The organism is Zhouia amylolytica AD3 (assembly GCF_000511935.2).
GTDB classification, from domain to species: domain Bacteria; phylum Bacteroidota; class Bacteroidia; order Flavobacteriales; family Flavobacteriaceae; genus Zhouia; species Zhouia amylolytica.
In genome coordinates this window covers 1-26,456 of record NZ_AYXY01000013.1, presented here as the reverse complement: position 1 = coordinate 26,456, position 26,456 = coordinate 1, and the positions used below count along the sequence as shown (strand labels likewise).

The 26,456-nt window shown below is 36.0% G+C and carries 18 protein-coding genes and 1 tRNA gene; 8 read left to right on the top strand and 11 right to left on the bottom strand.

The window, feature by feature from the left end:
* Positions 1-86: 86 nt before the first annotated feature.
* The 4 genes from P278_RS03740 to P278_RS03725 form a co-directional block, all read right to left on the bottom strand.
* Positions 87-1,145 carry an alkaline phosphatase family protein gene (locus P278_RS03740; RefSeq protein WP_038262596.1) on the bottom strand — a complete coding sequence of 353 codons (1,059 nt, stop codon included), beginning with the start codon at positions 1,143-1,145 and terminating at the stop codon, positions 87-89.
* A gap of 76 nt (positions 1,146-1,221) precedes the next feature.
* Positions 1,222-4,461 (bottom strand): GH92 family glycosyl hydrolase, encoded by a 3,240-nt coding sequence (locus P278_RS03735; protein ID WP_038262593.1) that lies wholly within the window; start codon positions 4,459-4,461, stop codon positions 1,222-1,224.
* A 157-nt stretch (positions 4,462-4,618) separates the two neighbouring features.
* On the bottom strand, positions 4,619-5,368 hold the full coding sequence (locus P278_RS03730) for a GntR family transcriptional regulator (protein ID WP_038262590.1): 750 nt from the start codon (positions 5,366-5,368) through the stop codon (positions 4,619-4,621).
* Positions 5,369-5,819: 451 nt separating this feature from the next.
* Positions 5,820-6,488: an IS6 family transposase gene (locus tag P278_RS03725; protein WP_038262587.1), complete on the bottom strand. Its 669-nt coding sequence runs from the start codon at positions 6,486-6,488 to the stop codon at positions 5,820-5,822.
* Between the two features lie 344 nt (positions 6,489-6,832).
* On the opposite strand from P278_RS03725, the gene P278_RS03720 reads away from it, so the two are divergent.
* From P278_RS03720 to P278_RS03705, 4 genes are all read left to right on the top strand, one after another.
* Positions 6,833-8,005: an alpha/beta hydrolase-fold protein gene (locus P278_RS03720; RefSeq protein ID WP_038262584.1), complete on the top strand. Its 1,173-nt coding sequence runs from the start codon at positions 6,833-6,835 to the stop codon at positions 8,003-8,005.
* 231 nt (positions 8,006-8,236) lie between these two features.
* Positions 8,237-9,739, top strand: coding sequence for an amidohydrolase family protein (locus P278_RS03715; RefSeq protein WP_235444242.1), 1,503 nt, complete (start codon positions 8,237-8,239; stop codon positions 9,737-9,739).
* Positions 9,740-10,253: 514 nt separating this feature from the next.
* Positions 10,254-11,462 carry a serine hydrolase domain-containing protein gene (locus tag P278_RS03710; protein ID WP_038262581.1) on the top strand — a complete coding sequence of 403 codons (1,209 nt, stop codon included), beginning with the start codon at positions 10,254-10,256 and terminating at the stop codon, positions 11,460-11,462.
* 435 nt (positions 11,463-11,897) lie between these two features.
* Complete coding sequence (locus P278_RS03705) at positions 11,898-12,317, top strand: hypothetical protein (RefSeq protein ID WP_038262578.1); 420 nt, start codon at positions 11,898-11,900, stop codon at positions 12,315-12,317.
* Between the two features lie 190 nt (positions 12,318-12,507).
* Here the strand turns inward: P278_RS03705 and P278_RS03700 are convergent, their stop codons facing one another.
* The 5 genes from P278_RS03700 to P278_RS03680 form a co-directional block, all read right to left on the bottom strand.
* Positions 12,508-13,605: a PepSY-associated TM helix domain-containing protein gene (locus P278_RS03700; RefSeq protein ID WP_051413387.1), complete on the bottom strand. Its 1,098-nt coding sequence runs from the start codon at positions 13,603-13,605 to the stop codon at positions 12,508-12,510.
* 27 nt (positions 13,606-13,632) lie between these two features.
* Positions 13,633-16,017 (bottom strand): TonB-dependent receptor, encoded by a 2,385-nt coding sequence (locus P278_RS03695; protein WP_038262575.1) that lies wholly within the window; start codon positions 16,015-16,017, stop codon positions 13,633-13,635.
* Positions 16,018-16,371: 354 nt separating this feature from the next.
* Positions 16,372-17,619 (bottom strand): site-specific integrase, encoded by a 1,248-nt coding sequence (locus tag P278_RS03690; protein WP_038262572.1) that lies wholly within the window; start codon positions 17,617-17,619, stop codon positions 16,372-16,374.
* A gap of 237 nt (positions 17,620-17,856) precedes the next feature.
* Positions 17,857-17,930 (bottom strand) — tRNA-Arg (locus P278_RS03685).
* A 138-nt stretch (positions 17,931-18,068) separates the two neighbouring features.
* On the bottom strand, positions 18,069-19,268 hold the full coding sequence (locus P278_RS03680; protein ID WP_152973883.1) for an IPT/TIG domain-containing protein: 1,200 nt from the start codon (positions 19,266-19,268) through the stop codon (positions 18,069-18,071).
* 135 nt (positions 19,269-19,403) lie between these two features.
* On the opposite strand from P278_RS03680, the gene P278_RS03675 reads away from it, so the two are divergent.
* The 3 genes from P278_RS03675 (at position 19,404) to P278_RS03665 (ending at position 23,565) form a co-directional block, all read left to right on the top strand.
* On the top strand, positions 19,404-21,335 hold the full coding sequence (locus P278_RS03675; protein ID WP_038262566.1) for a tetratricopeptide repeat-containing sensor histidine kinase: 1,932 nt from the start codon (positions 19,404-19,406) through the stop codon (positions 21,333-21,335).
* The gene (locus P278_RS03670) at positions 21,328-21,966 is read left to right on the top strand and encodes a response regulator (RefSeq protein WP_038262563.1); all 639 of its coding nucleotides are present in this window, start codon (positions 21,328-21,330) and stop codon (positions 21,964-21,966) included. Before P278_RS03675 ends, P278_RS03670 begins: the two co-directional genes overlap by 8 nt.
* Before the next feature lie 129 nt (positions 21,967-22,095).
* The gene (locus P278_RS03665; protein ID WP_038262561.1) at positions 22,096-23,565 is read left to right on the top strand and encodes a sulfatase; all 1,470 of its coding nucleotides are present in this window, start codon (positions 22,096-22,098) and stop codon (positions 23,563-23,565) included.
* Between the two features lie 301 nt (positions 23,566-23,866).
* On the opposite strand, the gene P278_RS03660 is transcribed toward P278_RS03665, so the two are convergent.
* Together P278_RS03660 and P278_RS03655 are read right to left on the bottom strand one after the other, a co-directional pair.
* A complete protein-coding gene (locus tag P278_RS03660) occupies positions 23,867-24,184 on the bottom strand; it encodes a rhodanese-like domain-containing protein (protein WP_038262557.1) in 318 nt (105 codons plus the stop codon).
* A gap of 2 nt (positions 24,185-24,186) precedes the next feature.
* A complete protein-coding gene (locus P278_RS03655) occupies positions 24,187-24,465 on the bottom strand; it encodes a rhodanese-like domain-containing protein (RefSeq protein WP_038262554.1) in 279 nt (92 codons plus the stop codon).
* A gap of 505 nt (positions 24,466-24,970) precedes the next feature.
* Here P278_RS03655 and P278_RS03650 point away from each other — a divergent pair.
* On the top strand, positions 24,971-26,456 hold a 1,486-nt coding region (locus P278_RS03650; RefSeq protein ID WP_152973882.1), incomplete at its 3' end, for an arylsulfatase.

Here is a 26,456-nt window from a genome sequence, read left to right as displayed (position 1 = left end):
CTTTTAGCACTCTGCAAAACACTACCGTATTTAAGCCTACACGCTAACAAGCTTAGTTAGTTAATCTATAGAGGCCTCTTCAGCAACTATTTCCTGGCAGATAAATAAACCCCCTCTATACGTTCACCAACAGGGTGATTGGCCTTAAAGGTCATCCCTAAAATATGAGCAGCCGTTTGTGCAATCTGATCTTGATATATTTGATTTTCTTCAGATACTTCTCCCAATGTTGGTATTCCGGGACCTAAGGCCGCAAACCAGGTTTCATTACTATGTGGTGCTCCGGTACCGTGATCTGTCCATTTATCACCCAGCCCTCTTCCATGATCCGGAAAAATTAACAAAGCTGTTTTATCTTTATAAAACGGATCATTTTGAAGCGTATTCCATAAATCGGCAATCATTTTATCAATACGATGTGCAGCATCTAAATACTTACTATACTCACCATTATGCCCATAGATATCGGTATCACAAAAATCAATATGAATCACTTTTGGCTGGTTCTTTTGAATATATGCTTTGGTCATTATATAAGTTAATTCATCAGGTCGGCAATCAGGATAATGATCTGGAATTAAATGCTGCAATTCATTAATAAGTTGTTGTGCCTCTGAACTATTGGCTCCTAAAACATCCTCTTCTGGTAAATTCACCAACATCCCATTACGATCGCGATTTAAAATTCTACCCAGGGCATTCCAGGAAGCAAATGTGATTACTTTCCCTTTGTATGCTTTATGACTATTAAAAAACTCCAAAACATTTTCATTGGGGTTATTCGGGTAATCGTTCGAATTAACCTTAGGGTCGTAATACCCACACAGCGTTTCACTTCTTCCGGGATATGAAAACCAGTATTTGTTTTTTACATCTACCTTATTACCATGGTCTCTGTTACCATATAACTGTCCCTTTGCAGCAATTTCATTCCAAAAAAATGGCAGTAACTTTTGCCTTCTTTCTACTTTATTATCTGTCCAAAATTTCTTGTCCTCTATTAACAGTGAGTCAGCTCCTTTAAATACCTCCTGCCATCTAAAACCATCCACAGAGATTAATATAATATTTTCAACGTTATGATGCTTTTGGGCTAAACCACTTAAAGACAAGAAGCCCAGTAATAATAAGAATTTGATTTTCATAGGTTTTAATTTCTAAAGTTTTGTTTGTTTTGGTTTTAATTTATCTATTTCACTAAGAATTCATCGGTAACATTTCTTAATTTCCGGGATGTTCTGAAGGAGGCATTGCTCCAATCCCCCAATTTTTATTTGGCTCTGGTCCCATTTGAAGTTCGAGTACTCCGCCTTTCAACAATTCCGCAGAAGGAAACCAGAAATTATCAAGTTGCGATCCATTCAATATGGCACTTTGCACATACTTATTAGTTCGAGATACATTTTTCGCTTTAATAGTAAAGTTTTTTCCTCTGCCATAGCGTTCTCCCAGATCAATAGTGACCTCTTCAAAACTCGGACTCCCAATTTCATAGATCGGATTTACTCGCGTACCCCCATCCGTTTGAAAAAGACCTAAAGCAGACATAATAAACCAGGAACTCATTTGTCCTTGATCTTCATCCCCTAAATAAGCATTTGATACGCCATAACCATAAAAACGATCGATAATATCCCTACTCCATTTTTGGGTAAGCCATGGTTTTTTGACCCAATTAAATAAATAGGCAAAATGCATCGACTGCTGATTACCTTGTATAACCGGAAAATCCCAGTACAATTCATTTGGCGCATTGTAACGCCAGTTGCTACTTAGCGTAAATCCATCATCGAGGCGTTTAACAAAATTATCTTCTCCTATGAGTTGAGCCAGAGCCGGAACATCCTGAGGCACAAAAAATGTAAGTTGCCAGGCATTCCCTTCTACAAACTGATGATTCCCCCCGGTTCTGATTGGATCGAAATCTTTAAACCAGGAACCATCTGAATGTTTTAACCTGGCGAATCCAATTTCAGGATCAATAGCATTCTTCCACCAATATGCCCTGTCTATAAACTCATCATATACCTGCTTTTTACCCAAGGCCTTGGCTAATTGTGAAACGGCATAATCATCAAAAGAATACTCGAGGGTATTAGAAAACCTCCCTTTATTATACGGCACATATTTATAGTGTAAATAACTCTCGAGGTCTCTATTACCGGCATATCCGCCTCCTACCTGTTGACCTTTGGTGGTTTGCATCTTATAGACCGCCTCCATGGCTTTTTCTGCGTCAAAATCGCGTATTCCCATCTGATAAGCTCCCACGATAAGAGGTATCTCATGTTCCGCTACCATAACAGGTATATATTCCATACCAGCAGGACCTTTAGCTAACCAGCCATTAGCATCGTACATAGCTAATTGCGATTTCACCCATTTTGAACTCCATTCAGGAGTTACCAGGTTCCAAAACTGGTTTAAATTCCAAAAGGTATTCCAAAAGGCATCACAACCTAAAGCTACATCCTCCGGATCATCAAATTTTCGAATGTGTTCTGAAGCATCTACCCAACTCCCATCTACATCACTGAATATATTGCGACTTACCAAAGCTCTGTACATATTTGAATAGAACCTCCTTTTCTCTTCCCTGTCAGGGGACTTTATTTGTATCCGGCTAAAAAGTTCATTCCAGGCAGCTACCTGCTGTTGTCTGACTTTTTCAAATTCCCAATCAAAAGGCTCGGTAATCTCTTTTTCTAAATTTAAAGCCGCGTTATCGACACTTACATAAGAAAGTCCGGTTCTCGTTTGAACCACCTCATTTTCTGAAGTATCAAATCCGATAAAAGCAACAATCCCTTCCGGATTTTCCGATTTAAATTCTTCGGCATTTTCTATGGTCAACATATCCATTTCTCCATTTTCCGGGCCGTCGATCCAAACCCCAAAACTTTTAATAGGCTGGTCAAACTCCATAACAAAATGAATCGTATAGTTCTGAGCGATATCATCCCATTCCTTCGGTTCATCGCCTCCTTCTACCATTATTTTGCGGTAGTACTGTTCTCCCCAAATATGACGAGATACCTGCTTGCTGTATCCTATTATTTTATGATCACTTACTTTCTTAAAATAGGCCTCTTCGATATCATAACCATACTCACCCGGTATCTTAAGATCGACCAAAATTCTTGAATTGTTATCATCTTTCGAGTAAGTATATCGCTGAAAACTACATCTGGTAGTGGCCGTAAGCTCCGCTTTAATATCGTAATCACTCAAATAAGCAGAATAATAGCCCAACGGGGTCTGCTCTGTATGTTTATCAATACGCGAACGATAACCACTTTCTGGGGCCCCCTGCTTCCCCATTTTGGTGATCAAAGGACCATTAGTGGGAAAGGTACCCAAACCAGCCATGGTCCATTCGTGAATATGACTAAACGTCCCAATACTTTCGAAGGTTGGTTGGTATCCGGCCTGCCAGCCTTCATTTTGATTATCCGGACCGATCTTAACCATTCCAAATGGCATCCAGGGGCCCGGAGCTATCATCCATCGGGAATGCCCTGTACCTATTTTAGTGTCCACATAATCCGAAAGAGAAACCAGTTCCTTCGGATTTCTGTGAACGCTATCACCCTCAACCTGAATTCCGTTAATATATATTTGATAGTTACTAACAATTGACGCTTCGACAGCAGGCATAGGGACCTCAAAAACATACCTCCCCATTTCCACTGTTTGCTTAAAAACTCTTTTACCATCAAGGTTCACTGAAAGTTCAGCGGCACCTTCCAAATGCTGCACATCAATAAGCAAGGGCTGAAAACGCTTCCCTGCTTTTTGGATCTCATAATCTGCCGGTTCTACATTCCGAACAAACGCATGTTCAGGCTGCATCAACTTCATCTGTTCTGAGGTCGATAAACGTATATGATCAAATACCAGCCAACTTCCTTCCAGCGTGGTAATCTGTATTTTGTTTCCCCCTTTTTTTAATAAATCTGCATCAAATTCTATTTTAACAAGCTGCTCCTTAGCTCCAGATAGCTCACCCTTTAAAACATTCGCACCACTCCCCTTCGCTAATCGATATTTCCAGGATCTATCATTGATGGTCACTTTCACATAAGGAGCTTCTTTAGCACTACAGTCCAAAATATCAAACAACAGCTGGCAGTTGCCTTTTTTTGGAGAATCCTTCAATCCGAAAAGCATATTAATTTCGTGTGGCCTAATACCAGCCAAGCCCGAGGTACCACCCCAGTAATCGATCGCACCTGGCAATACATATGGAAAATCTTGCTGCTCTTTAGAAGAGCCTATCAGATAGTAACGATCCTCCCATCCAAAATCATGTTCCAAAAAATTTTCATAAGAAGATGGAGCCAAGGCAAATTCCTTTGCGCTATTATCCGATTTACCGATTTGCCAAAGTATATGGTTTTGAGCAGTACTTAGGGTAGTAAATAAAGTACTCAGTATAAAAACAAAGATTTTATTATGCATAATTCAATTGTTTAAATGTACAGACATTTGTACAAATGTAACAATTAAAACATATTCTTTTATTTTTTGAATTAAAATTTTTAAAGAATTATTGTGGAGTCCTTATTTATTTATGACTTATATTGAGGTTAAATCCTATCACGGGACCAGGTAACCATCAGACACTTCGTACGATATCGATTTTATATTTCATTTTATCGTGTCTGTAATAGCATTTATTATACTCGATGATCCGCATCCCCGCATCATAAACAATTCGTTTCCTGTATAATAAAGGCATTCCTTTTTCAACTTGTAAAATCTCAGCCAGTTCTTCGGTCGCCATAATTGCCTGAACTTCTTCAGAGGAACGCATGGGGATAATGGAGTATTCCTCTTCAAGTATATCATTCAGAGGTTTAAGGAAATCATGATCGTCCGTTATGGGAATTCTGGGATGAAACCAGGATTCAAACATCACAAAAGGCACTGACTTATCACCTTTCACACGGGTCAACTTTTTCACCTTCCTGCCAACTGGTACATCGAAGATCTCAGCTAATTCTTCGTCACACGGTACTTCCAGGAATTGCACCTGGTAATTCTTAATCACAATCCCTTTTCGTTTCATCTCCTTCGAAAAAGAAATCCACTCGTTAAGCTGTGTTATAATATTCCCGTGCTGTGCAACAACAGTACCTTTGCCACGCTTACGTTCCAGCAATCCTTCATTCACTAACGTATTAAATGACTGTCGTACCGTACTTCTGGAAACCCCAAACATATTACTCAATTCAATTTCACTTGGTAACAACTTTCCCAGATCATAATCACCAGTATCAATTAACATGCGTAATACTTTTTCGATCTGTTTATGTAAGGGAACATCCGAAGAATGGTCGATATATTTAACTAAGTTAGATTTCAAAACAATTTATTTAATGATTTCTCTCAATTACTGCTGAGATAAAATTAACCGTTATAATTAAGGATGCAACAATATTAATAAGAAAGAATTGATTTTTAATTTTCCTTATCGGATTATTTGATGTCCAAAAAAATTTTACACTTCATCATTTCAAAGGCCATCCAAAGGACACATCAATATTAAACATCAGAAAATCAAATAATTACATAGAAATATAATTTTATTGAATTAATAAATCTATTAGATTTGTAGAGAAGCATCTATGAAAAATTAGTCCAACAAGGAGTTGATATACGAGTATTGTTAGACTAAAATCAACATCTAATTATGATTAAACTCTTTAGAAGAATCAGACAAAAACTACTTTCGGAAAATAAGCTTAGTCAATATATAATCTAGGTTGTGTCGCATTAATCAATTGAAATTCTAAAAATCTATTCAAATTTATAAACTAAGCGGCCAATGAACAAAAAGTTTTAAACACCGTTGATTTAGAATCTATGATCTGACCCTTTCTGATTATATGTACCACTTCTATGCCCGCCAATGTCCTTTGAGCGGACTCAAATTCCTTAAATCCACAACTTATTGTGATACGCCGTTTGATCGTTCGGTGGTCTTGCTCTACTATATTATTCAGGTACTTACATTGACGAATTTTTATCTTTTTCACTGTACAACTACGATTATTCCATGTTTTTATACCTGAGGTATTTGCTCCACTTTTATCGATATTTATTATTCTGGGTTTACCATTATTCAATATCGCTTTATTGAGAAACTTCTGTGCCGAACCCTTCATTCTGCGCTTGGTTAACAAAAAATCAACGGTATTGCCATATTTATCTACCGCTCTATATAAATAGTGATCCATCCCTCCTACCTTTACATAGGTTTCATCCATTCGCCAACTACGACTAACTCTACGCTTCCTTTTAATTATTTTGCCTTCTAACACTTTAGAAAACTTGAAAACCCATCGCTGAATCGTAGAATGATCTACTTTTACGCCTCTTATTGCCATTAATTCTTCCACATCCCGATAACTCAAAGTGAATCGTAATTTAAAATAAACCGCTTGTAAAATCACAACCCTGGGATAACGATGATGCTTGAACATAAAATATCTTTTTAGTGATTCCTAAAAATAACACCTTTTTAAATTCTCGATATTTAATGCGACAGAACCTAATGCAGCAACTGTACAAAAAAGATTTGTTTAGAAAAAAAGAAAATGAAATTATAGAAAGTGAATTACAAATGACACTTTTTGAATTTAAAAACTTCAAGATTTCACGTATAGTTGAGTATTGGTAGGCTCTCACCTAAACGTACTCAGCATTTTATGAAAGTTATTGAAAGTCGGATCTTAAAAAGTTCTTGAACTGATTTTTCATAAAAAACTTTAACTTCCAGTCATAACCAAGGAAATAAATCTATTAGCGACTACAATCATAAACGACAATGAAAAAATATCTTACCCTACTAGCGCTGGTTCTTTTTGGAATCAAACAACTACAATCACAAAATTTAGAACAAATTACAATCGGCTCTAAACATAGTCTCCATTCAAATACTTTAAATGAAAATAGGGAGTACTGGATTAGCCTTCCTGATTCATACCATAATATTGATTCTTCCCATAAAAGATATCCGATACTGATTGTTCTTGACGGGAATGTACACTTTAAGGCTATAACAGGAATGACAAACTACATGAGTTCTGATCTTTACAGAAGCTGGAAAATTCCAGAAATGATTGTGGTTGCAATTCAAAATGTAGATAGAAGAAGAGATTATACCCCTGATAAAGTCATTACAGTTAGGGAAAATAATACAGGTGGTGGCGAACGGTTTCTAAGTTTCCTGGAAAATGAACTCATTCCAGAGATTGATAAGAAGTATCGTACCACCTCTTATAGAATACTCTTTGGACATTCATTAGGAGGACTATTAGCTTCCCATACCTATTTAAAGGACCAAACACTTTTCAATGCCTTCATTGCTGTAGATCCAAGTTTTGGAACTTGGGATTCCGAAACCATGGATCGTAAATTAAATGCCATAACTGAAAATTCATTTAACCGGTTCTTGTACATCGCTACCGCGAATTGGGGTAAAAGAAACATCAGAAATCGCGATCGCCATGTCAGATTTTATGAGACCCTAAATAGTAAATGCGTCAGTGAATTTCCAGCAAAGATGGAATACTTTGAGAATGAAAACCATAGCTCTCTTCCTATTATTGCTTTTCATAATGGAATCTCCGCTATTTTTGAAGGCTATGGAATTTCCTATAGAGATGTGGAAAGTACAGAGCAACTAACGCTCGAATTTCAGAAACTTTCACAGCGACTATCTTGGGATTTCCGACCTCCCGAAAACCTTGTAAATCGCATTGGTTATAGGATGCTTCAAAGTAGAAATAAGAACGAAAAAACAAAAGCAATTGAATTCTTTATCCTAAATACACAAAACTATCCCAATTCACCCAATGCTTTTGATAGTCTGGGAGAAGCTTATGAAGTTGCAGGTGACACTCAAAAAGCAATCGAAAACTATAAAAAATCACTTCAACTAAATCAAGGCAATGAACACGCCAAAATGAAAATAAAAGAATTAAACAAGAGTGAATAATTACGATTTTTAATAACAAATCTTCTGATGAAAGAAACAACCAAACATGAATATCGGTTTTACTTTACAAGAAATAACTCCCGGTATATTTGATCCAAATAGTTATGCAGGTCATTTAAAGAGTAGTTCGTTTTTTTACAATTTTTGTCCTTCCTTTAGTTTTAGCTTTGTCAAAATAAGGCATTAAATGAACCGCCCGTATTAGTTCTTTTTCAATCTCATGATTTTGTTATGAACCCTGAGACTGTAACAATACACGAAATTGTTGTCTTATTATTAATTATTATCATCAATCAAAAATTTAAAATGAAGTACCTTAAAATTATCACACTACTTGTATTTGTCAGCACAAATTTAAATGCACAGAATAAAACATTATTAGAAAAGGACAATACGGCACATAATAGATATGCTATTAAAAATGTGAATATCATTCCGATGACTAAAGACAATAATGTCATAGAAAATGCTACCATTGTCATTGAAGACAATAAAATAGCATCTATTAATAGTAATGTGCTACCCAAAGACGTAAAAGTTATCGATGGAACTGGTAAGTGGCTTATTCCCGGTCTGATAGATATGCATGTTCATACCCTTGCAGAAGGAACCCCTTTTATAATGTACCCTACCAAAGGTCCTTTAGTAAGTATGAAAACTCAAAACATTATGACTCCATACATAGCAAATGGTGTTACCACTATTTTTGAATTAAGTGCAAGGCCAGAAAATATTGGACAACGTAACGAAATTATAAGAGGAGGTGTAATTGGGCCAAGAATAGCATTAGCCAAAGTTATTGGTGGCAAAAAATCAAATCTTACGGCTTCAAACCCATCTGATGGAAGAAACGCTGTTCGTTTGGCCAAGGAAGAAAGTTATGAGTTTATCAAAGCATATACTTGGTTGAACGAAGAAACTTTTAAAGCAGTTGTAGATGAAGCCCAAAAACAAAATATGAAAGTAGTGGGACATATTCCAAATGCATTTGAAGGCAAGCCTGCACAAGATTTTTTTATTCCCCATTTCGGTTTAATCGCCCATGCTGAAGAATTATCAAAGCAAACAGAAGACCACAGCTTCGAAAAAGCACAGGAGTTTGCCCGCCTTGCCAAAGAAAATGGAACCTGGTTAATTCCTAACTTAACCAATATGGTATCTATTAGAAAACAAGCGGAATCGCTACAAAATGTTAAAAGTTTAGCAGGTTTTAAATATGTACATCCACTTATGCAAAGCAAGTGGTTAACATCAAACAGTTACCATGGAGCATCAGACAAGTTAATTGCATACTATAAAAAATTAATTGACTTCCACATCCTTATCGTAAAAGCTTTTAAAGAAGCAGGAGTTCCTATGGTCGCAGGAACAGACGCTGGTATTTCTGGTATTGTTTCGGGGTTTTCGCTTCATGGGGAGCTTAAATTATTAGTAGAAGCCGGCTTAACAAATAATGAAGCTTTAGCTTCAGCAACACGTTTGGCTGCTGAGTGGTTAGAGATTAATGATAAAATAGGAACCATTGAAATAGGAAAATTTGCCGATATAGTAATGTTAGACCAAAACCCATTAGATGATATTAATAATACTCGTAAAATTTCAGGGGTTTTTGTCAATGGTAATTGGATTGATAAAAATAAACTTGATACAATGCTCTCCGATGTTGAAAAGTGGAATAATGCCAATAAAGAAAATTATAACTGGAAGGAACTCTTGAATAGCTTAAAAAATTAAGGTGAAATTACGTTTAATACTAACCTGGGCATTAATTAGTACAGCAAGGTTAGTCAACATATTACCTGTTCAATCAAAATGACGCCTAACAATAAAACATTTCTATAAGGGGGCTAATTAGCTGTTGGACACCCAATGCTATAACTGACTAAAATTTGCTTCCAGAAAAACCATAAATCTCATTTGAGTTCTAAATGAATCAGATGATCTAATTACCTGAAAGTAATGTCATTCAGGAATGAACGTTCCCTGTATTAAATCTACCAACCAGAAAACTAATAGTCATTATTTGATAATATAATTGCCCAAATGTAGAATAGTAAACCCATTATCGGGTAGTAGTTTCAAATTGAAAATAGAAAAATGAGGCTTTTCAAAAGTTTTATAAAATATAACTGCAGAGTTATAAATCTAAAAAATTGAGATTGATAAAACTTTAATTACTGTTTAAAAAGTAAGTATCATAAGAATTAATGAACACACTAAAAAAACACCTTCTTTATACATCGTAAAAATGAATAAAATAAACTTAAGTCTAATCACGCTAGCTTTCACCCTTTTATCATGTAATTCGGTAAGAAAAAAAGAAATTAAAAACTCTTCTAAAACCTACGAAACCTTCTCATTACAAGAACAAGTGGAAAAAAACATTTATCGAATAAACGAGAATAATAAAAGTGATTCTATTCCAACTACTATCGAGAGGCGAATGAGCGAATTAAACATTCCCGGAATCAGTATTGCAGTATTCGATAATAATAAAATTCTTTGGAAAAAAGGGTTTGGAATAAAAGATAAGACAACTGGTGAAAGGGTAAATGAAAACACTATTTTTCAAGCGGCATCAATATCTAAACCGGTGGCCTGCGCGTTAGCCTTTAAACTTATCGAAAATGGAAAAATTATTTTGGATGAAAATGTCAATATAAAACTGAAAAGATGGCAAATTCCTGAAAACAAGTTTACAATAAAAGAAAAGGTAACTCCCAGAAGAATAATGAGTCATACCTCTGGTTTAAGCACATCTGGTTTTAGAGGTTATAATAAAAAAGATACTATACCTACTCTCACACAGATATTAAAGGGAGGTAAAACAATAAATTCAGAGCCTGTACGAGTCTTTCAAAAACCCGGTACATCTAAATTTTATTCAGGTGGAGCAATGCAGGTATTGCAATTATTAATGGAAGATGTTAGCAACCAGAACTTTTCTAAGTTAACTAAAGATTTAATTTTTAAACCAATTGGAATGAAAAGTAGTTCTTTTGATTATCCCCTTCCGGAAAGAATAAATAATTTAACGACCCATGGATACGATTCCTCCGGAAACGTTATTGAAGGTGGCTATTTCCTGTATCCTGAAAAGGCGGCTGCAGGGCTTTGGTCTACCCCATCAGATTTAGCACTTTTTATGATCGCCTTGGGAAAATCTTATAGAGGTGAAGATGGAGGTCTGTTAAAACAAAGTTCTGCACAATTAATGATGAAAAGAGTACCAAATGCAGGTGGTACAGGAATAGGATTAGACGGAACCGGAGCGGCATTTCGTTTTAGGCACACTGGTGTTAATGCAGGATTCAGGTGTTACGTGGTTTCTTTTGCCGATAAAGGGCGTGGATTAGTAATTATGACAAATTCCGATAATGGATTTCCATTAATACATGAAATAACCAGAGCCATTTCGAAAGTATATAATTGGCCGGCTTTGTGGATGGAAGAATAAAAAACAATAGCCAAATATTGATATAGCCATTATAAACAAAGGATAATGTCCTTTCGGCTATACAAGGTCTATCTTTAGTTATGAGGATTCTCAAGGAAGATTTGGTGTCTTATAATTTATGTCCATTTATAAAAAATATGCGACATTATTTACTTACACCCCACTGTAATTTTAACAAATACATCTCTTTCTTTACAACTAGCTAATTCCGCTTCAATTTTTTCTAATAGTTCTTTCATAAGATTTAATTTATAATTTCGAAATACCCTACCCTAACGATTAGATCGGTGAAATTGTATATCCATAGGCCTAAAAGTTTGATTTAATCCATCGATCAAATCGCATACTTTTTATTTTTTAAATAGTTAATCCAACTCTTTATCGTATGAATTTTATAATATAATATTACATTTGCCCGCAACTTTTAATCGATCTATGCGCATAACAGTCACCTATGACAATTCTACGTTAAATGCTATCTGTGATGCAGATTTAAGCCAATCTTACATCCTGTTAGATAAAAACAAGATTGCCATTTATCATGGATATCACGCAAAACGTGTCGTAGACAAATCCTTAAAGACTACAGCTAATATTCACTATGAGCTAGAAGAAAGCATCATTAATGAAAGGTTTAACCCCATTAAACTATCTCCCAAGGATCAGAAGAATCAAGGTGTAACTGAAAACTATATGCTCAAACTCCCCTATTTTAGTTATCCCAATCTATACTTCAATTTAAGTAAGAGCCAACACCTTATGAACTGGTCTTACAGGCATCTCAAATTAGTTTATATCATTCCAGGCCTAATAGGCATTGCCATCATTATATTACTCCTATTGACTATAATTTAATCCTCCTGAAATATTGCACACTTATATCCTTGCTGATAAATCACTAAAAATATTTACTTAAAAGAAGTATCCAATACATCTCCTTTTATAACTACTCCTCTATTAAAAAAACTCTATAGCTTACAGGGTTTTACTAGAATTCATAGTAGTATTAGCATTGTTGAGACCGAAACGCATAATGAACTTTAAATCACTTTTTTTTTGACAAAAATATTCTCAATCCGGTAACGAATAAGATTAATGGAATAAATCCTGAAATAAAAACTAAAAGCCTACCGGTTAACCCCATAATTTCCCCAATGTGGATAGGGTAAAATTGGGCAGCAATTCTCAAACTATTAGCATCGATATCATAATCAGACGAGGTTATAGCGGTACCATTTGCATTTAACACAACCTCTTTGGTTTTTCGTAGTCCAGATTGTATAAAGCGATCTTTTATATACCGGATTTTGTAACCATCCGTCTTTTCTTGAGGAAAATAAATTGCTCTAATGGCATAATCATTATTTTGATCTAATAAATACTCATTTAGAGTTAACGATTCATTGATAATAGATTTCTCTGAATAATCTGATACCTGCTCTCTCTTGTCAAACAATTTTAAAGCTTCTTTATAAGTCGTATTATAGGTAAAATAAGCACCGGTAAAGGAAATAACAAACAAGGGAGTTATAAAATAGATCCCCAGAACTTTATGCAGATCAAAATTAAATTTTCTCTTTTTACTTTTCCATTTAATTCTAAATCCTTTTCTCAATTTCCTGGCATAGATTTTCCACCAAATATAAATACCAGATGTTAAAAGCAACAGGAAAAAAACAACCGCACTGGTTCCTATAATATATTTACCAAATTTAGGAATCCCCAGGGTTCTATGTACACTTAATAGATTCTCAAAGAATTTTATTGAAGTAGATTTCTCACCCAAAAACGTGTTATTTACTGGATGGTAATAATGGGTTTTACCATTATTGAATAGTAAAGATATCGTTTTTTGCTCACGATAGGGAAGGAAGACTTTGTTGATACTGTCATTGTGCGCTTCTATTAAAGTAGATGCCGAATTTAATATAATAGAATCATTAATTTGTTCAATGTTTTCAACTCGTAATAATTCAGGATTAAGTAAAGCCGCTATTTCCGGTTGCCAGACATATAAAGATCCGGTAAGTCCGGAAAACGATGCAATAAGACCACAGGTTAACCCTAACCATAGATGTATTTTCCGTATTATCTTGTGAAATGAAATCAACAAATAATTTGAATTTAAGAAATCAGCGCTCATGAATTCATGAGCACTGATTCAACGTGTTTAAAAATTATATTGAAGACTTAATTTAGCATTAGTCCCCTCGCCTGTACCGGTAAACGTTCTTAACGGTGCTGCCCATTGTGATCTGGCCGGCATGTAATATTCATTTAATAGATTGTTTATAGCTAAAGAAACTGACATATTAGCTTGTATCTGGTAGGAAGCAGACCAATTTAACAAGGTATAGCCCTCTACAGGAAACTGGGTATGTCGGTAAGTATAGTTATCATTTGCATCTAAATACGGATCAAACCTTTTTCTATCACCAAGATTAGTCATCCTCAATGAGGTGGTCAACCTTTTAATAGGGCTCCATGTTACATAAGCAGTCAATTTTGGAGCGGCAATAACATCACCTCCTAAGTAAACCAAATTATTTTCATTTCCGGCATTATGGGTATGCCCTTCTACATAAGAGTATGAAGTGCCCAACTGTAACTTATTGTTATCAAAGACATAATCGATAGCCACTTCACCCCCATATATGTTTTGAGGTCGTTTGGAAGGAACAAATGAATTTATATTTTCATCAAAAGTTACACCTGTACCTAAATTAGAAGTACTATAGTATCCTACCGCCTCTAGCTTAAAATTATTAAATTTAGACATGAATCCAAATTCATAATTTTTGGTCACAGCCGGTTCTAGCTGAATATCATTAATATTATCAGCCGTAGCGGATCGAAGTACTGAACCAAGGTCTGCAATAGAAAATCCCTGCGAGTAACTTACGTATGGGATAAATTCCTGATGCCTTATATACCTAATTCCTGCATTGAAAGCCAGGTTATTGAAATTAATTTTACCACCTTCAACTGCTACCGAAGGGTTGTAGTTACCATCGCCAAGCGGTGAATAGGGCAATGTATTGTAGTCGTCAATATCAAGGTTCATGTCATCATATCTCAATCCCGCTTTCAGAATCCATTCTTCATCGAACTTAAAAGTTGTTTGAAGGTATGGAGCCCAACTTAACATTTTAATATTCGGAACCCATAATCTTCCATCAAGCAGCCCTTGATTTGTTTTGTCTTTAAGAATGTCTAAACCGTAAGTTAACGTTACATCTGTGGTATTACTTGGATACAATGTGGTACTGAAGTTCGGTCTGAAACCAAATTTCTCTGCATTAATAACAGATTGTCCTCCATTTTCAAACTTATCAGAATAAAAAAAGATATTCTCCGTATTCTGATAATAAACATCTGTGGTAAAATTGGTAGTACCCGAAAAAATATCTTTCAGATCATAGGTTAGTTGTCCGTTTATGAGCGTTGATCCTGTAGGTTTTTGGCCATCAATAGATCCTTCAACGCCATAACCAGGTGTCAGTTCATAATCACCTTCTTCATTAAAAACTTGAAATTCGGCAGGAACTGGTATAAATGGAGTGTCTTGTTCCGATTTATATAAATTACCAGATAGGGTTATACTCTGATTATCAGATATCGAATAGGCAATTTTAGCAAGCGTACTATATATTTGAGTATTATCCAATCCATAAGTTGGTAAAATAACAGCACCATCGGCATCATATTTATTAGCCGTTTTTTCATAGCTTCCGCTAATATAATAATTGAACTTATCTAAATTGCCCTTCAAGGATTGGTAGAATCCATAACCAAAAGCATCTTTGGTTTTAGCTAAATTTCCAGTGCCCCACACATTTGTGGAGCCTTCTATTTTTTTAGTGGCATTAGGTTTTTTAGTAATATAATTTATAAAACCTCCGTTACCTCCATTACCAAAAATAGAAGTAGCACCTTTTATAACCTCAACACGGCTAATATCGTTAGGATTTATTGATTTAATTCCCAATTGGCCATTTCTCAGCGGAGTAGATTGAGGAATGCCATCAACCATTACGAGCAACGAACGTCCTCGTAATGTTTGCCCCCAATTTGAAAAGGTTCCTGTTGATACTGCCAAACCAGGAACGGTAAATTCTAATATCTCACTAATGTTAGTTGTAGCATTGGAAAGTTCCTGTAGTTTGGCTTCATTTACAACGGTAACAGAAGCAGGTATTTCAGAAAGGTATTCCGAATTTCTACTTGCCGAAACAACCACCTCATCTAAGCCGTTTAACTCCTCCTGCAAAACAACAGAAAAATGAAGTACTTCGTTGGGCTTAAAAGTCAAAGTCTTAGTTTGTGATTTAAAACCTAACATTCTAAAGGTCACTTTCCATGAACCTTCTTTTATACCTGTCAGCCTGAAATTTCCATTGGTATCTGCTGTGGTTCCAAGTTGGAGGTTTTCTATATAAATAGTCGCTCCATAAACAGGTTGGTTTTTATTATCAGTAACTGTTCCCTCCAGTACAGATTGGGAGAATGCACTAAATGATATTAGTAAGCATGTGAAAAGAGTAATAAGTTTCATTATACTTAATCTTATTTAGATTCATTTAAAATTAGAGGCAAAAGTATAGGTTATTATTAGAAAATCAAACATTATTTAAAAAGATTCTAAATAAAAAACTTCTCCCTTTTTCCATGATCCTACAGGACACTGATATCCAATCAAATACCTCCAATAGAGTGTTCCGAAATAGATTTAAATTCTATGGTCTGGTTTTTTACTGCATACTATTCATACTTTAAAAACGACTTAGGCTAATATGTGTAGAACCAAATTTTATCACAAAAAATGGTTGATTCCGTTTATGTGTCTTAAACCTAAAATCCAGATAAGAATTATGCATCAAATCTATCCCCTTAATGAGTAACAAATAAGTTATTCTCTATATTCATCTTGCTCCGCTCCTCTTAATTTGGATGAGAGTGCCCTCATATCCTCACTAATCTTTTTATCCAACACCCGCGCATAGATTTGTGTAGTGGCCAGTTTGGTATGCCCTAACATTTTTGAAACCGTTTCAATGGGTACGCCATTCGATAGCGTAACAGTCGTTGCAAAAGTATGCCTTGCCATATGAAAGGTTAGAGTTTTTTTTATATCACATAGAATAGCCAGCTCCTTTAAATACGCATTTAACTTCTGGTTCGATATTTTGTGAAACAACCTCCCCTCATGCCTGGCTCTTGGATCTTCTCCATATTTAAGCACAATGGCCTTTGCTTTTTCCAATAATGGGATCTTAGAGGTAGTTCCTGACTTTTGACGTTTACTGACAATCCAAATATTGCCATCAAATCCCATTTGCAAATGCTCTTGTTTTAGATGCATGATATCAATATAGGATAGCCCGGAATAGCAGCTAAAAACAAATAAATCTCGTACATATTCTAGTCTCCCAATACTTAAAGACTTTTCTTCAATGATTTTAAGTTCTCCGGCGTTCAGATAGGTCCGTTCAGATTTTTTATATTTCGTCTTGTAATTCAGAAAAGGATCCTTCATTAACCATTCAAGCCTTATTGCCATATTGGTCATTTTCTTCAATCGGGTCATATGACGCATCACTGTATTATTCCCTATAGGTTTTTGATGGTCTGTGGGAATATAGTTTCTTAAAAAATGCTCAAACCCAATCAAGAATTTATAATTTACCTGATCTAGCGCAACATTTTTTAACCCCTTATTCTCATAGATAAATTCTCTTAAATAACGCTGAGTGGTTTTATAATGCCGAAGGGTAGCTTTTTGCAATTGCCTTTCCGAAATCTTGTTGTGATAGGCAAACAACTCCTCGAGGCTCTTGTATTGCTGATCTTCTTTTAAATACTTTCTCCGGATGGCATCAGCAGTTATTACATCCGTTTCTTTTCTGAGCTCTTCATAGGCTTGAAAAATCTCCATATGAGTTTGGTCGAGGTATTTGTTGACCGAACGAGCATAAGCACTGTTACCTTTCAGTTTTGATCTTTTTGGGTCCCAAAGCGATAGTTTAATATGTCTTTTAAGACTAAAATTAGCTCTTTTACCATTTACAGTTACCCTGGCGTATAACTTCGCCTGACCGTCGATTGCCCTGGATGCATTGACCCAAAATAGAATGGAAAATGTTTGTGAAGTTTTCATAGTTGAAATGTGTTTTTAATTAAACTTAAAATCCCTTGAAAGTCAAATCAACTATAACTCTGTATATCAGCAAATTAACCCCTAATTCGGTCAACAAAATTGATCAATCAAAAGTGTTGACCGATTTGTTGACATTTAAACCCGTATTATATCAAATTATATGGGGTCTTTAAAACTACAAAACCTTGCTAATCATCTGATTTGCAAGGTTTTGCTGTTTTTTGGTTTCAAAAAAAGTGATTGCGGCAGGATTCGAACCTGCGACCGTCTGCTTAGAAGGCAGATGCTCTATCCAGCTGAGCTACGCAACCAGCTTTGTAATTCTTTGCTACAAAAGCGGTGCAAATATATAACCCTTACAAATACTAAGCAATATAAAATCGAATATTTTTAAATAAAATCGGGATTTTTATAAAACTAAAAAGCAAACGAACTGATAATCAAAACAATTAAAATTCCTGTTTCTCCAATAATCCCTTACCAATTTTAAATATCGTAGTATCCAAAGCGGTTACAGCGGTTACAGGAATAGATTCCGAAAAGAAGAGCTGCCATGAAACACCTCCGTCTGTGCTATATAAATTCCCGCCCTCTTTAGTTAATATATAAATATTATCGGTGTCAAAAAGATGTATATAAATGATTTTTTGATTCGCTATAAATTCTGGTAAACTAACCATTTTCCACAGATCATTCGGATTCTCTTTAATATAAAACGATTGCTTATCATTTATAGAGGCATTCCAAAAAGCATATCCTATATCGCCATAACCAACTTTGGCACCCACGCCTAACTCCAGATCAATTGCTCCTTGAAACCATTCAACTCCTAAATCACTTGTTGTATAAAGAGTTCCGGTTTTGTAATCTATTAGCTGAATACTACTGGTAGAAGTCTGAACTATATCCAAATCGTAGGCATTAATTTCAATGGACTGCTTCCATTGTACTCCGCCGTCTTCCGATTTAAACACATAGGTGTTCCCCCCTCGTTCTGCAATCAAAAAACCGTCCTGGTCACTTACAAAAAATAAACGCTTAACAAGATACCTTAGATCCAGCACTGTAGTTTCATCCCAATTTAAACCACCATCCATTGATCTGTAAAAACGGTTTGAACCCGCATATACCCATAGCTGGTTCGAATTATAGGCATCAAAAAAGAACGAAGCAGCCTCTGTCTCTAAAATTACTGTCCAGTTCAATCCTCCATCTATTGTTTTATAAAGTCTTCTTTTACTCAAACTTCCATCATCAATAGTAGCATATCCAACCAAAGAATTTACCATTTCAAATTGGGTAAAGGGTAAGGAAGGTAACTGCCCCCATCGGTCATCCACTACCTTAATAAAGGTGTCAAAATAAAAATCAGCTTGTTCAAGACTTAGTTCCAGAACTCCACTGCTACTACCTTCGGGTAATTGGAATGTAATCCGCTCCGAACTAACCGTAAAATCGGAAATGGTATTGCCGTTATACACTATAATCGGTTTATTATCTAGCCCCTCACCTTCAATGGTTATGGTCTTATCAGAGGTAACCAATTCAGGAAGAACCACAGCCACATAGGGTTGGTTTAAATCATCATCTCCATCACATCCATAAGTCAGGAAATATAAAAAAACGAATAGCAATACTTTATTCATCATAAGATTTGATTTCAGAATTACACATTAATGAATGATTCAAATAAAGAATATAAAACCCATCCATTTATCACCGTTTTCCGTGAATTTTAAGTTTCTATAATTTCATACATTTGTTTTTAAACACCCCGAAATTACATGAACAAAACCATTTTATTAGCGTTCTGCCTTTTCATTTCAGCTTTTGTTCATGCACAAAATTATCGTCTGGACCTTACCTCATTCGAAGAAAAATATATTGAAGAAATTCTTAACGAGGTTTCGAAGCACAAAGATCAAAAGGAATACGTAAAAGCCATTTCCGGCTATAATGAAATCAAAAAATATCTGGATACAATACCACGACTGGTTCCTTTAAAATTAATACTCAATGCTGAAAAAGCAAAGCTATTTGAAAAACTGAATCAGTACGATTCAGCTGCAACACTTTATAAAGATTCAAAAGAAATCTTTAACTACATCCCCGGTATCATACAGGATCTTCCGGATATCTATGTCGATATTGTCATAGGAGGAATCCAGGTAGATAAAAAAACAGAAAATTATCCCCAGGCGATTCAGGAACTTTACAATGCATTATTAAAGGTTCCGGGCGATCAGGAAAAGTTACGCAGCAAGTTATACTATCACCTCGGTTATACCTATTGGTATATAAAAGACTTAGAACAGGCCGAAAAACAATTCAGAACAGCACTGTCATACTCCAACATTAGTCCATTTTTTAAGAACAGCTGCTATATGGGATTAGGAGATGCCCTTATTAAAAAAGACCTCGACTCATCCTTGTATTACTACCGAAAGGCAGAAGCCTATTTTGCCAACAAAACAGACAAAACGAACTACCAGATTAATCAAACCAATATTGCCAATGCATTAATCTTGAAAGACTCCCTCGCAAAGGCAGAAAAGATTCTCTTGAATTCAAAAGAATATTTTGAAAATATAAAACTGACCCCATATTTAATACCGGTTTACACACTTTTAGCGAACATCAACCTAAATAAACCAGACCTAAAAAGTGCATTGTATTACCTGGAAATGGCTAACCCGATAACATTGACGAAAGGATCATTGCGGCATCGGGAAAAATTCTTTGAAACCTATGTTGAATACTCCCGAACCATCAGGGATTCCAGTGCAGCAAGGCACTATAACAATCAGGCAAAAGCTGTAAAGGACAGTATCTTCAATTCCGAAAAATTAACCCAAATTGAAGTATATGAAGTTAAACACCGCAATGAAATCAATGAAATAAAAATTGCAGCACAAAACGACCTGATCGCATCTCAAATAAAACAGCGAAACATACTCTTGATTTCCTTGATTGTATTGGGAGTGTTAATTTTCATATTGTTCTTACTTTACAAACAAAAACTCAAATTCCAAAAAGACCTCCTAAACAAAAAAGATGAACTGGCAAATCAACAACTGGCTACATTAAAAGAAACTCAAAAGGCAGAACGCATTCAGGCGAAATTGGACGGTCAACAACAAGAACGAAGCAGAATTGCTAAAGATCTGCATGATAGTATAGGCGGAAATCTTGCGGCTATTAAAATGCAATTAACCCACCTGAAGTCTGAAGAAGAACAGTTAAATTATATAATCAAAAATGTAGACACCACCTATAACGAACTAAGAATGGTTTCTCAGAATCTCTTCGTTCAACCTGCAGACAAACCCTTCACATTATCTCTTGAAGATCTGGTTGACCAATATAATTCTAATAAAACAATCGTCGAACTTTACCTGTTTCCGCACAACCAAATTAACTTTATTTCGAATACCATTCAAACCGAACTTTACCCTGTATTAAAAGAAATTTTAACTAATATTTTTAAACATGCTGAGGCCAACTACTGTAACATCAATATAACGGTACATGAAGATTATCTCAACCTTATTATAGAAGATGATGGAGTCGGTTTTAACCCATCCAAGGCAAATCTTGGATTAGGACTTTCAAATATTAAAACCAGAATTAATACGCTCAATGGTGAAATTCAAATTGAATCTATTCCTAATACTGGAACCACTATCAATATAAATATCCCTTTAGCTCATGCCTGAAATCTATAGAATACTTGTTGTAGACGACCATAAAATGTTCTTGGAAGGAATAACCGCTATCTTAAATCAAGAGGAGCATCTTGAAATTATTGGGATTGCTTATAATGGTATACAAGCCCTAAATATTTTAAAAGAACAAACCCCCGATTTAATTATAACCGACATAGAAATGCCCGGCTTAAACGGTATATCCTTCGTTAAGGCCGTAAGAAGTTTCGATACCACAATTAAAATTTTAGCAATCAGTTCACACCAAAGTAGTGCTACCATTCATCAGTCCATAAAGGCCGGGGTTAACGGATACATCCTGAAAAATTCCGGAAAAGTAACCTTGCTCAAAGCCATAGCAGAAATTTGCAGCGGACATCGTTTTTTCCCTCAAAGCGTTCAAGCAATTTTGAACAACAGCATTTTTAAAAAAGATAATTCGAACCAAAATATTATCCTAAGTAACAGAGAAAAAGAAATTTTAAAACTAATCGCTCGGGAATATAGCACTCAGGAGATTGCTGATACCCTGTGCGTTTCCAAAAACACAATCGAAACGCATAGAAAAAACCTCATGAGAAAAACGGAAGCTAAAAACATGATCGGCCTGGTGAAATACGCTATCAAAACGGATCTTATTTAATTAATTTCATGAGAATTTCAAACCGCCATTATACATGAAATATATTAGGGCAATACTCCTAATTTTTCATAAATTGCTTGCCCTATTATTCAGAATAATGACAAATGCATTCAGAATTCATTAAGCACCATGAAAAATACCTTTACCATCCTGTCTTTACTGTTTATTTGTGCACTCCTACCGTTGAAAGCACAAAATTTAAAGAACGACGCTAAGAAAAAGATGAATGTACTATTCATCATTGCCGACGATCTGACTGCCACAGCGGTTTCATCGTATGAAAACAAGGTCTGTAAAACTCCGTATATAGATCAATTAGCACAGGAAGGCACCCTCTATTCTCGTGCCTATTCTCAATATCCGGTTTGTGGTCCTTCTCGGGCTTCCTTAATGTTCGGTTACTATCCAAATGCCACACAAACCTATGGCTATGTCAGCGGAAGGGAAAATGTAGGAAATGATAAAATATCGTTTGCCCAGTTATTCAAAAACAATGGATATTATACCGCCAGAGTAAGTAAAATATACCATATGGGAGTACCCATTGATATCGAAAAAGGCAGTAATGGCAAAGATGATGAAGCATCATGGACTGAACGCTTCAATAGTCAAGGCCCGGAATGGCAAGCAAAAGGGGAAGCAGAACTAGTCCAAAACAATCCGTATAATACGATCGAACGTAAAGGTGGAAATGTAATGACTACCGTGAAAGCCGACGGTGATGACCTGGTACATTCTGATGGAAAAACAGCTCATAAAGCTATTGAGCTTATTAAAAAACATAAAAAGGCCCCATTCTTTTTAGCCGTAGGTCTCGTTAGACCGCATGTGCCTTTCGTAGCCCCCAAAAAGTATTTCGAACCTTATCCTTACCAACAAATGGTAGTTCCTCCACAAGTTGAAAATGATTGGGACGATATACCAGCAAGGGGCATCAACTACGTGACTTCAGTAAATGCTAAAATGAGTACAGAACAAGAGCAAAAGGCTATCGCTGCCTATTATGCTTCTGTATCCTTTATGGATGCACAGGTAGGAAAAATACTTAAAACCCTGGAAGAGGAAAATTTAGAAGATAATACCATCGTTATTTTCACATCAGACCACGGTTTCCATTTAGGTGAGCATCGCTTTTGGATGAAGGTAAGCCTTCATGAAGAGTCGGTAAGAGTCCCTATGATCATTAAAGTACCTGGAAAAGCCCCAGGAGTATGCCATTCTTTTGCAGAACTCTTAGACTTGTATCCTACCGTTGCAAGCCTGGCTGGGTTAAAAGCACCCGAAGGACTTCAGGGAAAAGATCTCAGTCCATCGCTAACGAATCCTGAAGTAGAAATCAGAGACTATGCATTTTCTACCACCCAGGGAGGAGATACCTTTCTTATCAGAACTGATAAATGGGCATATATTCAATATGGGGAAGACGCCAGCAAAGGCATGGAACTCTTCGATATGGAATACGACGAAAAACAATACAATAACCTCGCCTATAATCCGCAGTTCAAAACCATTGTTCAGGAAATGCAGCATAAGCTGAAAGAAAAATTGAAAGCCGTAAGGACTAATGATTTAAACATTAACTACGCGAAAGGGAAATAAGAATTAAAAACAAACTAAAGAATATAAAAAAGATGATCGTAAGTATAACCTACGATCATCTTTTATGAATAACCAAAACCTCAACCTTACTTAATATCATCTTCCGGTGAAATATCGCAGCCTCCTCCGCTACAGTATCCTCCGGCACAACCAAGCCCTTAGAGCCCTTTAAGAAACAAATAAAGTCCTAAAAGAAGCCCTGGCCACTGCCCATATTGAATACCCTGAATAAGCACTAGAATCCCCGTACCCAGAAATACTACTCGTGATATATTCCAACCCTTTAGGATTTTGCTTTTAATCAAGATATCTTATAATATAGATTCCTCCAACCACCGCCGTTGTGCACATTCGTATATCCCTGATTTTTAAGAATATTTTTGGCCGTGGCACTTCTCATACCCGAAGCACAACAAGTAATGATAGGCTGACCCTTGTCCTTTAACTTAGAAAGATTAGCGGGTAACACATTTAATGGAATGTTTTGAGATCCTTTAATATGACCCGAGGCGTACTCACCAGTGGTCCGTACATCAATGATAATTCCATCGTTTTTTAACAATTCAGTAAAATCCGGACTTGTCCCTGATCTAAAAAGTCTTTTAAATATATTCAGCATAATTATGAGTGTTTAATATAATTAACGTCCATCCATGAACCGGCATTCACACATGGAATATTATTTTCTTTTAAAAACCGCTCTACTTGTCCGCTTCGCATTCCTGAGGCACAGCATAGCACTAATGGCCCTGGTAATTGTTTTAATTCTTCAAGTCTCCCTGAGATCTCATTTAATGGTATATTCTCCGAGCCCTCAACATGCCCTGAACTAAACTCATGTCGGTTACGCACATCTATAATCGTACCCTTATCTTCCCTGATTAGATTCTCCATCTCCATAATTTCTCTTTTTAAAAATTATACCACAAAAATAGATGTCAACAAAAAGCTAGTCAGCAACTTTTGTTACCTACGGCATTATATTTCTAAAAAAATGCCATTTACTCGTATGAGTGATTAAGTGCAAAGCATCAATAAGTGTATATCAAATAACCAGCCAATTAATTTTAATAATTTTTTATTATCTTAAATAAGAAAAATACCATTTTATATAAATATTCCTTATCTTAGAAATCTCCTCTGAAATTTGAATTCTAAAAGAAAATTAAATTTCGACCTCGTATGTTTTTATAGCACATAAAACAAACATACATGCTAAGACTATTTTTTCATAAACCATTTCCTACTGTTATAGATCAACATAGCCTCAACCATGATTATGAAAAAAACATTCGTTTGCTTTTGTTTACAGTGCAATTGGGTAAAACAACATTTCCTGATAGCTATCCCTCACTTCGGAAAAACCTTAACAACTCATTTATTAAATCATTAATTAAATTAACTCATGAAGAACACAGCTCGCTTTTTCAAGACACTTTGCATTTTACTACTCATTCCATTAGTCAGTAATGCACAAGACAAACCTAACATTCTTGTCATTTGGGGAGACGATGTAGGAATGTGGAACATTAGTGCCTATCACCGCGGAATGATGGGAGGCACTTCTCCGAACATCGATCGAATTGCCAATGAAGGAATGTTATTTATGGATCACTACGCCCAAGCCTCATGTACAGCCGGACGTGCCGCTTTTATTTTAGGACAATACCCAATGCGTACGGGGTTAAGTACCGTTGGCTTACCAGGGGCCAAAGAAGGTATACAGGGTAGCGATCCCACCTTGGCTCAAATGCTTAAACCTTTAGGCTATGCCACCGGTCAATTTGGTAAAAATCATTTAGGAGATAGAGATGAACACTTACCAACAGCACACGGTTTTGATGAATTCTATGGCATCCTATATCATTTAAATGCCGGAGAATATCCTGAACAATACGATTATCCAAAAGACGACGCTACTTTAGAGCGCCTGCATCTTAAGCAACGTGGAATCATCCACTCAAAAGCTTTAAGCAACGGAAAACAGGAAATTAAAGACCTCGGACCTTGGGGACGTGATGTGCAACGCAATTTAGATCAGGATGTATTAGAACAATCTAAGCGCTTTATCAGAGATGCTGCCAAAGACGATAAACCGTTTTTTGTCTGGCATAATATGACCCGTATGCATTATCGAACCAATTTAAATGACGAATATGATGGCAAAAGTGGCTATGGTATATATGCCGACGGCATGATGGAATTAGACGATGATGTTGGAGAATTATTAGACCTTTTGGAAGAATTAGGTCTTGACGAAAATACCATTGTTATGTTTTCTACCGATAACGGAGCCGCATCAAACAGCTGGCCTGATGGAGGTAACCAACCATTTCATGGCGAGAAAGGTGTCGGCGGATGGGAAGGCGGATTTAGAGTTCCCGTTGCAGTAAGATGGCCGGATCATATCCCTGCTGGAACTGCTACAGGAGAATTTATGACCATGGAAGACTGGATGCCTACCCTTATGTCATTTGTAGGGGAACCGGGCATAAAAGAAGATTTACTGACAGGTCGTAAAATTGGTGATAAAACCTATAAGGTACATCTCGATGGTTATGACCAAAGCGATCTTTTACTGAATCAAGGTAAGAGTAAACGAAAGGAATTCTATTATTTTACAGAAGCTACTTTACACGGCATGCGTTATGGTGACTGGAAAGTACTGTTTAGAGAACAAGATGCCTGGTTCAGGTCGACGCAGTCAGTATTAACCACGCCGTATATCATTAATTTAAAATTAGATCCATTTGAGCGATTTACAGAATCACGCGGATATGATGAATGGGCAGAAAACAGAAGTTGGATTATTGGTCAGGTTGGAACTCACCTATCAGGGTTCCTGGAAACATTCAAAGAATTTCCGCCGAGTCAAGAAAGTTTATCCATTC

Coding starts and splice junctions, on each gene's coding strand:
- P278_RS03695 (WP_038262575.1), bottom strand. CDS start 16,017: ATGAAACTTATTACTCTTTTCACATGCTTACTAATATCATTTAGTGCA.
- P278_RS03715 (WP_235444242.1), top strand. CDS start 8,237: ATGAACCCTGAGACTGTAACAATACACGAAATTGTTGTCTTATTATTA.
- P278_RS03705 (WP_038262578.1), top strand. CDS start 11,898: ATGCGCATAACAGTCACCTATGACAATTCTACGTTAAATGCTATCTGT.
- P278_RS03735 (WP_038262593.1), bottom strand. CDS start 4,461: ATGCATAATAAAATCTTTGTTTTTATACTGAGTACTTTATTTACTACC.
- P278_RS03720 (WP_038262584.1), top strand. CDS start 6,833: ATGAAAAAATATCTTACCCTACTAGCGCTGGTTCTTTTTGGAATCAAA.
- P278_RS03660 (WP_038262557.1), bottom strand. CDS start 24,184: ATGCTGAATATATTTAAAAGACTTTTTAGATCAGGGACAAGTCCGGAT.
- P278_RS03700 (WP_051413387.1), bottom strand. CDS start 13,605: ATGAGCGCTGATTTCTTAAATTCAAATTATTTGTTGATTTCATTTCAC.
- P278_RS03725 (WP_038262587.1), bottom strand. CDS start 6,488: ATGTTCAAGCATCATCGTTATCCCAGGGTTGTGATTTTACAAGCGGTT.
- P278_RS03675 (WP_038262566.1), top strand. CDS start 19,404: ATGAACAAAACCATTTTATTAGCGTTCTGCCTTTTCATTTCAGCTTTT.
- P278_RS03740 (WP_038262596.1), bottom strand. CDS start 1,145: ATGAAAATCAAATTCTTATTATTACTGGGCTTCTTGTCTTTAAGTGGT.
- P278_RS03665 (WP_038262561.1), top strand. CDS start 22,096: ATGAAAAATACCTTTACCATCCTGTCTTTACTGTTTATTTGTGCACTC.
- P278_RS03680 (WP_152973883.1), bottom strand. CDS start 19,268: ATGATGAATAAAGTATTGCTATTCGTTTTTTTATATTTCCTGACTTAT.
- P278_RS03670 (WP_038262563.1), top strand. CDS start 21,328: ATGCCTGAAATCTATAGAATACTTGTTGTAGACGACCATAAAATGTTC.
- P278_RS03710 (WP_038262581.1), top strand. CDS start 10,254: ATGAATAAAATAAACTTAAGTCTAATCACGCTAGCTTTCACCCTTTTA.
- P278_RS03690 (WP_038262572.1), bottom strand. CDS start 17,619: ATGAAAACTTCACAAACATTTTCCATTCTATTTTGGGTCAATGCATCC.
- P278_RS03655 (WP_038262554.1), bottom strand. CDS start 24,465: ATGGAGATGGAGAATCTAATCAGGGAAGATAAGGGTACGATTATAGAT.